Source organism: Streptomyces sp. NPDC057486, from assembly GCF_042802415.1.
Taxonomy (GTDB): domain Bacteria; phylum Actinomycetota; class Actinomycetes; order Streptomycetales; family Streptomycetaceae; genus Streptomyces; species Streptomyces yanii.
Window position 1 is genome coordinate 1 of the sequence record NZ_JBHVEE010000218.1, and the last position, 9,980, is coordinate 9,980.

Annotated in this window: 8 protein-coding genes and 2 pseudogenes; 4 read left to right on the forward strand and 6 right to left on the reverse strand. The window is 67.9% G+C overall.

Going from position 1 to position 9,980, the window contains the following annotated elements; all coding sequences use genetic code 11:
* Both ACFU6I_RS46175 and frc read right to left on the reverse strand, forming a co-directional pair.
* Window positions 1-572 (reverse strand): MFS transporter (locus ACFU6I_RS46175; protein WP_384379908.1); only part of this gene is annotated, 572 nt, incomplete at its 3' end.
* A gap of 1,269 nt (window positions 573-1,841) precedes the next feature.
* The gene (gene frc / locus ACFU6I_RS46180; RefSeq protein ID WP_384379911.1) at window positions 1,842-3,071 is read right to left on the reverse strand and encodes a formyl-CoA transferase; all 1,230 of its coding nucleotides are present in this window, start codon (window positions 3,069-3,071) and stop codon (window positions 1,842-1,844) included.
* Window positions 3,072-4,054: 983 nt separating this feature from the next.
* Between frc and ACFU6I_RS46185 the strand changes: the two genes are divergently transcribed.
* The 3 genes and pseudogenes from ACFU6I_RS46185 (at window position 4,055) to ACFU6I_RS46195 (ending at window position 6,259) form a co-directional block, all read left to right on the forward strand.
* Window positions 4,055-4,474, forward strand: a complete 420-nt coding sequence (locus ACFU6I_RS46185) for a CoA-binding protein (RefSeq protein WP_384379914.1) — start codon at window positions 4,055-4,057, stop codon at window positions 4,472-4,474.
* Between the two features lie 234 nt (window positions 4,475-4,708).
* Entirely contained in the window at window positions 4,709-5,233 is a 525-nt protein-coding gene (locus ACFU6I_RS46190; protein ID WP_384379917.1) for a transposase, read from the forward strand.
* A pseudogene (locus ACFU6I_RS46195) lies at window positions 5,167-6,259 on the forward strand (integrase core domain-containing protein). Before ACFU6I_RS46190 ends, ACFU6I_RS46195 begins: the two are co-directional and overlap by 67 nt.
* Before the next feature lie 29 nt (window positions 6,260-6,288).
* Here ACFU6I_RS46195 and ACFU6I_RS46200 read toward each other — a convergent pair.
* The 3 genes and pseudogenes from ACFU6I_RS46200 to ACFU6I_RS46210 all read right to left on the reverse strand — a co-directional run.
* Window positions 6,289-6,913 (reverse strand): annotated as a pseudogene (locus ACFU6I_RS46200) (transposase); the annotation flags it as partial.
* Between the two features lie 411 nt (window positions 6,914-7,324).
* On the reverse strand, window positions 7,325-7,528 hold the full coding sequence (locus ACFU6I_RS46205; protein ID WP_266993260.1) for a cold-shock protein: 204 nt from the start codon (window positions 7,526-7,528) through the stop codon (window positions 7,325-7,327).
* A 186-nt stretch (window positions 7,529-7,714) separates the two neighbouring features.
* Window positions 7,715-7,915, reverse strand: a complete 201-nt coding sequence (locus ACFU6I_RS46210; protein WP_384379920.1) for a hypothetical protein — start codon at window positions 7,913-7,915, stop codon at window positions 7,715-7,717.
* A 181-nt stretch (window positions 7,916-8,096) separates the two neighbouring features.
* Between ACFU6I_RS46210 and ACFU6I_RS46215 the strand changes: the two genes are divergently transcribed.
* Window positions 8,097-8,687, forward strand: a complete 591-nt coding sequence (locus ACFU6I_RS46215; RefSeq protein WP_384379923.1) for a dihydrofolate reductase family protein — start codon at window positions 8,097-8,099, stop codon at window positions 8,685-8,687.
* A 93-nt stretch (window positions 8,688-8,780) separates the two neighbouring features.
* Here ACFU6I_RS46215 and ACFU6I_RS46220 read toward each other — a convergent pair whose 3' ends face one another.
* Entirely contained in the window at window positions 8,781-9,521 is a 741-nt protein-coding gene (locus ACFU6I_RS46220) for an NAD-dependent epimerase/dehydratase family protein (protein ID WP_384379926.1), read from the reverse strand.
* Window positions 9,522-9,980 lie beyond the last annotated feature (459 nt).

Genomic DNA, 9,980 nt, shown 5'->3' on the forward strand with positions numbered 1-9,980 from the left:
AGATCCATGTACGAGGTGAAGAGGAACACGAACGGCACCGAGCCATAGGCGAAACCGCCGTTGACCATGCCGGTCTTGCCGCCCTTGCGCTCCGGGTACCACTTGCCGACCATGTTCACGCAGGTCGCGTAGACGAGTCCGGCACCGATACCGCTGAACATGCCGAAGCCGAAGTAGGCGACGATGACATGAGGCGCGTACGCCAGCGAGAGATAGCCGAGCAGGGTGCCCAGCGCTCCGAGGAGCATCGCGCTCCTGGCCGGCAGCCGCCCGCTCTCACGGAGCTGACCGGCCGGGAAGGCGACGGCCGCCTGGAAGAAGATCCAGACCCCCATCAGCCAGAAGATGTGGCCACTGGCCCACAAGTGCGCGTCGTGCAGCGTCTCCTCGGCGGAGGTGAACGCGTACTCCGACGAGCTGATGCCCAACATGCCTATCCATGGGAAGAGCACCATGGTCCAGCGCGGTCTCCGCATGATGTCCCGGTCGGTCTCGCCGAGCCGGTAGGTGCGTCCGTTGCCGTCCGCCACCTCCCTGTACGGAACGTCTGATCGTATGTCAGTTGTCGTCATGCTATTTCCCCTACGTCGCAGAACCCTGGTCAGCGCCCCCTGGCCGGTTCCCATGTGCCGTCAGGACCAGTCCGCCCCGCGAGCCGCCCCACAGCCGGCTGGGTTCCCTGCACCCTGACCGGCCCGGTGCGCGCGTGCGCTCACGAGTCCTGACTTCGCGTCACCACATGTGCAACCCCCTCCACGACGACGGGAACAGTGATCCACTCCACACGCGGAGATTTTGCATACGATATGGAGTAGACCGTATTCTGTAGAGGGGTGGCCGCTCTGTCTAGGGGCCGCACTCCGTCTTTCTCGCCCGGATGTCACGCGGAGGTCCGTGTACGCCGCGCCGGAGCGCGGCGGGCTGCCATCGGACCACGATCCCCTTTGGGCGTTGGGGTGTTGCTCAGGTCAGTGACGCTGCCCAGTGGCACCAGCGCAGGGGGCTCCGGGCGGTACGCGGCCGTCGACCCGCGCGGCGTCGGACGGCCGACGATCCGGAACCCGCGAGCCCGGCGTTCCACCCCGTCGTGCCACACGTCCCGAGGGGCCGGCCGTTATGGAGAGGCGGGCCGCCGGACGGGAGCGCCGCAGGGCCTGTTCAGGCACCTCGCTGCCCGGGGCCGCCCGGACGAAGACGCCCGCGCCCCCGAGTAAGACCCTGGCCCTCCCGTCGCGCAGGAGCCGGATCGCATCCGAGGAGTCGGGACCTCGCGGGCTCGGCGGCGTGAAGCCGATCTCCGTGCCGAGCTCGTCAAGAGGGGCCGCCGCACCCCTATGGCACAGTCGCTCTGCACGTTGCTGTGGACGTGCACAGGGCGCACCCCGCCGCTGGGCCTGCCGATGTCGTATTGCCGTGCAGCCCAAGGAAGTTGACGACCTCGCGGATGATGGGCACCGCATGCTCGCGCGATCGTGCGACGGGTCATCGACGGCGCTCGCGGTGACACTCATGGCTTTGCGTTGCCGTTCCACTGTGCCGTTGTGAGGTGGGATGACGCCGGGTGGGCGGGCCGGACGGTGCCAGGGGGCGCCCGAGAACACACCGTCCGACCTCGCACCCGCGCCGCGGCGGCGGACGGGGTCCGCCGCCGCGGGCACGATGAGAGCCGACGCCTCAGTCCGAGGTCACACGGGCGGTACGGGCGGCGCAGTGGGAATACCCGTGGATCGGAGACACGACGCGGTGCACAGAGTGCGACCCACGCCGACCGGCGTGGCCATCACGGTGGCCGTGGCGACAGCACGTACGCACGAATACGCCGCCGGCCGGTCCGAGCGGCATCAGATCACCCCGCCGGTCCGCAACAGGGCCAGCTCCTCGCCACTGAGGCCGAGTTCTCCGACAAAGACCTCTTCGTTGTGTTCGCCGAGCAGCGGCGAGCTGGTGATGTCGACCGGGGAATCGGAGAGCTTGAGCGGGGATCCGACGGTGGCGAACGAGCCGCGCTCCGGGTGCTCCACCCGGACGACCATCTCGTTGGCGATCAGCGACTCGTCCTCGACAATCTCCTTGGTGGAGAGGATCGGGCCGCACGGGATGTTGTGGGCGTTGAGCTTCTGCAGGACGTCCCACTTGGGGAGCGTCGAGGTCCACTCCTCGATCAGCTGGAACATCTTGCCGAGTTTCGGGAGTCGCGCCTCCGGGGTCGCCCACTCGGGGTCATCAGCCAGCTCGGGCCGCCCGATCAGCTCACTCAGCGGCTGCCAGCCGACTGGCTGCACGATCACGTACACGTAGTCGTTGGGCCCGCCGGGAGCGCACCTCACGGCCCATCCGGGCTGCCCGCCGCCCGAGGCGTTCCCGGAGCGCGGCACCTCGTCCCCGAAGTTCTCGTTCGGATACTCGACCAACGGACCGTGTGCGAGCCGCTGTTGATCCTGCAGTTTCACCCGGCACAGATTGAGCACGGCGTGCTGCATGGCCACGTTCACGCGCTGCCCACGCCCGGTGTTCTCCCGCTGGAAGAGGGCGGCCAGGATGCCGGCGACGGCGTGGATGCCGGTCCCCGAGTCGCCGATCTGCGCGCCGGTGGCCAGCGGCGGACCGCCCTCGAACCCGGTGGTTGCCATCGAACCGCCCATGGCCTGCGCGACGACCTCGTACGCCTTGAAGTTGGTGTACGGCCCTTCGCCGAAGCCCTTGATGGACGCATAGACGATCTTCGGGTTGATCTCCTGTACGCGCTCCCAGCTGAACCCCATCCGGTCGACGGCGCCCGGCCCGAAGTTCTCGACCATGACATCGGAGCGCCGGATCAGCTCCGTCAGCAGCTCCTTGCCGCGCCCCGTCTTGGTGTTGAGAGTGATGCTCCGCTTGTTGCAGTTGAGCATCGTGAAGTACAGGGAGTCGGCGTCCGGGAGGTCGCGCAGCTGCTTGCGCGTGATGTCGCCGGTCAGCGCCTCCACCTTGATGACGTCCGCGCCGAGCCACGCGAGGAGCTGGGTAGCGGAAGGCCCGGACTGCACGTGCGTCATGTCCAGAACTCGGATGCCTTCTAGTGCCTTTGCCATGGCCGTCCTCACCTCGCTGATGTGTCGTGTCGTCGGGTTCGGGCTAGAGAAGAACACGGTCGCGTGGGGGCCCGGCCCCCACGCGCACACCCTGCGCGACGACGGCAGTCATCACGCCTGTACGACCCCACACTGTAGATTGCATACCGTATGGAGTCGCCATCATCGTGGCCGCAGCGGGCGTCGTTGTCCAGCGGCCGTACGCAATTTCGCGCGAAACCTTCGAGCCGCACCGGAGTCTCCCGGTGGTGAACGATCGTTCGCGGCACGCACGCAAAGGTTCAGCGGAACGCAGCCCACAGCTCGTGCGCTCAGCAGAGCGGCCCGTCGGCGTCGAGCAAGCCCTGGTATGACGCTGTGTGACTCTCTGCGAGCGTGGGCCGGGGTCCGACCGTGTTCTGGCAAGGGGCCTTCAGCGAAGGTGTACACCGCTTCTTGTTCGATCGCGTCGGCAGACAGCTGCCAGCGCAGCTTGGTGGCTACCCACTCCCCCACGTACCGGCACTGGGCTTCGGGGGCCGGTGGCATCCACTCGGCCGGGTCCTGGTCGGGCGGTTGGTGCGCACGGTGACCGCAACCAAGGAAGTTGGCCGCCCCCTGGTCGTTGGCGTACGCCTCGCGCCGGGCAGCAGCAGTCGACTGCGAGGACCCAGCTGGCGGGGAGCATTCGAAACGTGCGAGCGGCTGCTGGAGGCCGCGCGGAGCGCGGTCCGGGGGGACGAGAAGGAGCAGGATGCGCCGCTGCCAGCCGCACCGCGGAGCGGCCCACCCCGAGTTGGTGCGCGCGGCGCTCCTGCGGATGAGGATCCCCTGCTGCTCCTGTCGAACAGTGGATGCCCGAGGTGGTGCGCTATTGCATACAGTATGCAAACTGGCTAACCTCTACTCATGCCATTGACGAAGTCCACAGACCTGGCGCTCCCCACGATCACGCGGATGGCGGTACCCGGTGCGGAACTCGCCACCGCACGGCGGTGTCGGACATGACGCTTTATGGCGATGACGCGACAATAAGGCAGATTCTCACCGCTGCCGGAGACACCTGGGCCGTGGTGGGCCTGTCCGACAACCCCGAACGGGCCGCTTACCGCGTGGCCGAGAAGCTGCAGCGCATCGGCAAGAGGGTGGTGCCCGTGCACCCAAAGGCCGAGACGGTGCACGGTGAGCAGGGCTACGCTTCCCTTGCCGAGATCCCTTTCCCGGTGGATGTGGTGGACGTATTCGTCAACTCCGCCCTTGCCGGAGGCATCGCCGACCAGGCTGTGGCAATCGGCGCCAAAGCGATATGGTTCCAGCTGGGCGTCATAGACGAGGCCGCCTACGACAGGACTCACGAGGCCGGCCTGCTGATGGTGATGGACCGCTCCCCGGGACGGGAGATACCCCGGCTGGGGCTGGGCTGACGCTCCCCAGCCTGTGGGGCTCGAAGAGTCGTCATTGCAAGTCACGCGGCGTTGCGCGATCTTCGTGGCTAATTCCAACTTCGTTATATCCAGGAAGGGTTGGGATGCTGAGGGGGTGGCCCTGGGGGGTCGGTCGTGGGCATGTCCGTGTGTCAGGGGTGGCAGCACGGCGAGGCTGCGGTGGATCATGAGCGTTGGTGATCTCTCGTGCGTCGTCTCGGATCGGAGTGTGTCGTGTCGGTGCAGCCGCAGCCATGGCCTCAGCCGGATCCGCAGATCGCGGCGGCAATCCGGGCGATGTACCGGGGCAAGCGGGAGGCCCCGCACGCCGACGCGTTCGGGCGGGCGGGTAAGCCGGGCTGGTCGCCGGGCCGGCTCGCGCTGGTCACGGTGCTGCAGAAGGCCGCGGACCTGACGGACCGGCAGGCCGCCGACCAAGTCCGGGAGAACCTGTCCTGGAAGTACGCGCTCGGGCTGGCGATAGACGATCCGGGCTTCGACCACAGCGTGCTGTCGGAGTTCCGCACCGGCGTGGTCGCCCACCAGCTGGAGGAGCAGGTGCTGGACCTTGCGGGTGCCGACAAATCATCCGGCCAGGTCAGGAGCTTGATCGTCGCTGGCAGGCCTTCTGCTCGCGCCACTCGCGGCCGTGCTGTTCACCCGGATGGCCGTTGGCGGCATCATGATCTGTCGTGCTGCTGCGCCTGGCCTACCTCGCTGTCACCAATACGTTCACGCTCCTGCGGCTGCTGCCGATGAGTGAGCGGGACAAAGACATCGAGATCCTCACGCTGCGGCACCAGCTGCTGGTCCTGCAGCGCCAGGTCGGCAAGCCCGTGTTCAGCGACATCGACCGTGCGCTGCTCGCTGGCCTGCTCCATCGTCTCCCGATGAACAAGCTGCGCCGGCTCCTGCTGCTGGTGCGTCCCGACACGATCTTGCGATGGCACCGCGACCTGCTCAAACAGCGCCATGCCGTCACGTGCGCACCGAGGCGGCGAGGGCGCCCACCCACAGTCCGCTCGATCCGCAGCCTGGTCTTTGCGCCTGGCGCGTGAGAACAGCTCCTGGGGGTACCGGCGCATCCACGGTGAGCTCGCGGCGCTCGGTATCAAGATCGCTGCCTCCACCGTCTGGGAGATTCTCAAGGAGCACGGCATCCCGCCCGCCCCCGAACGCGAAGGCACGACCTGGGCTGACTTCCTGCGCAGCCAGGCCGACGCGCTCCTCGCCTGCGACTTCTTCGAGACCCGCACCCCGGCCGGGACACGCCTGTACGTTTTCGCCGTCATCGAGCACACCACCCGCAGGATCCGGATCCTGGGCGCCACCGCACAGCCCACCGCGGACTGGGTGGTGCAGCTCGGACGCAATCTCGCCATGGATCTCCAGGACGCGGGCAGCCAGGCCAGGTTCTTGATCCGCGACCGGGACCGGAAGTTCACACAGGCCTTCGATGCCGTGCTCGCCGACGCCGGGCTGGAGGTCGTCACCAGCGGTGTCCGGATGCCCCGAATGAACTCCATCGTGGAGCGCTGGATACAGGCCTGCCGCAGGGAGCTGCTGGACCGCACCTTAATCTGGAACCAAAGCCACCTCCTGCACGTGCTCCAAGAGTTCGAATCGTTCTACAACGGGCATCGGCCGCACCGGGCCCTCGGCCAAGCCGCCCCGCTTCGCCCGCTACCTGAACCGATCACCGAACCAGGACAGATCGTGCATCTGAAGGCCCACCGACGAGACCGGCTCGGCGGAACCCTGCATGAGTACCAACATGCCGCCTGAGCAGGTCGGATGATTAATCGGCACCCGCACAGTTCGCGGCGGAGTTCTCCGCGGCCTTGGACGTAGAGGGCCTGGTAGACCGTTTCGTGGGTCACGTGCATCTCCGGGCGGTCGGGGAACCGTGCGCGAAGAGCGTTGCGTCTGCTCGGGGCTCCAGCGTGTGCTCAGGCGCTCCTGGATGAAGTCCCGCAGTTCGGGGTTCTGGCCGATCTTCCCCGCCTTGGGGCGGGGCCGGCGGGTATCGGCGCGTGCCTGGGCGGCGTGCGGCCGGTACTGGCCGTTGCCGGGGTGCCGGTTGCGGCATATCTCGCGGCTGGCGGTGGACGGGCTGCGGCCCAGCTCGGCGGCGATCGCGCGGATCGTGGCCTTCTCCCGCAGCCGGTCGGCTATGTGGATGCGATCGGCCTCACGCAGGTAGCGGGACGGGCCAGAAGACGGCGCCTCCTGGTGGATCGGAGGCGTCGCCTTCTTCTTGCCGACGTGCGCATGTGATCCGTTGCGCCACTTCTTGCCGGTCCGCCGGTCGATACCGACGATCCGGCAGGCTTCCCTGCTGCTGTAGCCCTGCTGCATGAACTGGAAGTATGCCGCCCGCTCACGGGTCAGCTTCTTTCGCCCCTGCGGCCCCCGGTCCTTACGTATCTCGAAGTCCATTGCAGCCCCCTGAGCTGGGGTGTTGCAACGACCACTAGAACTCAAGCCGCCGAGCCGGGGCCGTATCTGTTCCCAGGTCGCGGTCAGCTCCCGCACGCTGTCGGGCGACTGCGCGAGCAGCACGCCGTAGAAGAGGGCAGGGTCGTCGGTGAAGGCGACCGCACGCGGTCGTTCGGTCCAGGATGATCGGGGCGCCCCCCTTGCGGTGCGGCGATTGTCCCGTCGGGGTCTCCCCGCTGGTCCGGGTGAAATCGAGCGGATCGGTCACGCCTCGCCGGGAGGCGCAGCTCGGAGCCGACGCGAAGTCGTCGGCAGCGAACGGAGCGGGCCGGGAGGCCGGCTGACAGGGAGGCGGGAAGGGGCGTCGCCAGGTCCCCCGGAGCAGGCTCCGGGGGACCTGATCGTGCCGGATCAGGCGACTGTGATGTTCTCCGCCTGCGGGCCCTTCTGGCCCTGCGTGATGTCGAAGGTCACGGCCTGGCCTTCCTGGAGCTCACGGAAACCCGAAGCGTTGATGTTGGAGTAGTGCGCGAAGACGTCCGGACCGCCTCCGTCCTGCTGGATGAAACCGAAGCCCTTCTCGGCGTTGAACCACTTCACCGTTCCGCTGGCCATGCTTGTGCCTCTCAGTCGATATCGGACCCGCACCGCGCGGACCCGGAGGTGATCGCCCTGGTCCTGCACTGCACAGCAGAACGCCCACGCCAGGGCGCGGGCAGGTATTGCGAACCACGACATCTGCCGATGACGCTACACGGCGGAACGGCCAGTCACCAGAGAGCAACGATCACTCTTGCAGTTTCAGATACACATCAGGGCCCTCTTCGTTCGGTGGGCGGTGATGAACCGGGCGTATCGCTCGGCGAATGCGCTCATGGTGCCGTCCCGGTCAACCAGGGCGGTGTCGAGCACGCCTTCGCCCGCATGAAGACCTGACAGATCCTCCGCGGCTGCCGTCTCAAGTGCGATGGCGTCCACCACGCCATGCGGAGCTGGTGGCACGTCACTTCCTCAGCCCCGCCACGGTTTCGTACCACCTTGGCGTACTGCACCGGGCCGGCCTCGTCGCCCGCGCCCGGTCCGACCGATCGGCGCTCTACCGCCGTACGCCCGAGGGGTCCCGGCCGGCGGGGAGCCGGTAGGTGGGGGTCATGCATGAGCGATGAATCGGGTCCGCCCTGGTATGACTCGAATCATCGCTGACATCTCGATCTCCCTGGACGGCTTCGTCACCGGGCCCGACCCCGGCCCGGACAGCGGTCTGGGCACCGGCGGCGAGGCCCTGCACACCTGGGCATTTTCCGACGACCCCGACGACCGCCGCGTCCCGCGCGAGGCGACCGTCCGCTCGGGCGCCGTCGTCCTCGGCCGCCGGCTCTTCGACCTGGTCGATGGGCCGAACGGCTGGGACGACACGTCCGGCTACGGCGCCGGCGAGGTCGGCAAGCCCTCGTTCGTCGTCGTGAAGAGCTCGCCGCCGGAGTCGGTGCGGCTCACCGACCTCGACTGGACGTTCGCCACCACTGGTCTGCCCGACGCCGTCACCGCCGCGCGCGAGCGCGCCGAGGCGGCGTCGTCGGACAGCGGCAAGGACCTCGACGTCGTCCTCATGGGCGGCGGCGCCACGATCGGCTCGGCGCTCGACGCCGGGCCGGTCGAAGCGTTGACGCTGCACCTCGCGCCCGTCGTGCTGGGTGCCGGAACACCATTGTTCACCGGCGGAGTGCCGCGCACGCTGGTGCAGCGGAGCGTGACCTCGACATCGACCACCTGACCTACGACGTCCTCTGACGACGTCGTTGCGGATCTTCCGAACCGCCGCGACCGGGCTCCAACTGAGACGCCTCACCGCAGCGGTTGACCCCTTTCAGAGGTGTCGGAGCGTGTATTCCGCGTCGGCGTACGCGCCGCCCTGCAGCTCGTGCTCCGCCGCGCCCCCTTCCGACGGAATACGCGGTGCGAAGGCTTCCGCGTCGTCCACGGGTGTGTATCCCATGGCCGACCCGGCCTCGAGGTCCCAGAACCTGCGCGTATTGGCGGAAACGGCATAGACGGTCGCGAAGTTGATGTCGGAGGCGGTCAGAGCCGCGCGGATGAAGCCGAGGCAGTCGCGCGGGCTCAGCCAGGTGGCAAGATGACGTCGTTCGGTCGGCGCGTCCTCAAAGCTCCCGATGCGCAGGCACACCACGGAAAGACCGAACTTGTCCGCATACAGACGCCCCAGAGCCTCGACCGCTACCTTGCTCACCCCATAGAGACCGTCCGGACGCGGCGGCATCTCGGGCGTGACGGCCGTCGAGACAGGATAGAAGCCGGTGAGCCGGTTACTGCTGGCGAGAACGACCCGCCCCACTCCTTGCCGACGTGCACCCTCCAGCACGTTGTGCGTTCCGTGAACATTGCCGTCCAGCAGCTCCGACAGCGGCGCCTCATCCGGGACTCCACCCAGATGCACCACCGCGTCCGCACCGTCCAGGGCCGCTGTCACCGCCTCACCGTCGCGCAGATCGAGCTGCCGCACTTCCTCGGCCGGCGACTGTGCGGCGAGGCCGACACGATCGACGAGCACCAGGCGTTCCACTTCACCGCGCAGACCGATCCGCACCATTGACCCAATTCGCCCGGCTGCACCGGTGACTACCACAGTCCCAAGACTCGTTCCCATGACGGCAACTCTGCCTCACACCACCGACAACCCCGCCCGCAGGAGGTCTCGTCGAGAAGGAACAGGAACTCCAACACCCAGTGCCCCTCCCGGCAAGCCTTGCCCCGTCGCACCGCCCGGCACGCACGCTCGCCGCGTCAGCATCTGTAACCTGCCAGGGGAAGCCCGATGTACACGCGCAGCCCGCCTGAGTGGCCGGAAGTCCGCAAGTGGTCAGGCCCTCGCCGATGTCACCCGCCGTGTCCCACCACCGGCAGAATCTCGATCGCGGTGGGCCCGGACGGATGGTCCTGGCTGAGCTCCTCCGAGGGCGTGTGTCGGAAGTCCCGCCGTCCGCCCGAAGGGTGGGCCCGGCGGCGTCCGGTGCGTGCGATCGCACGGCGGAGGGTCGTCCTCGTACCG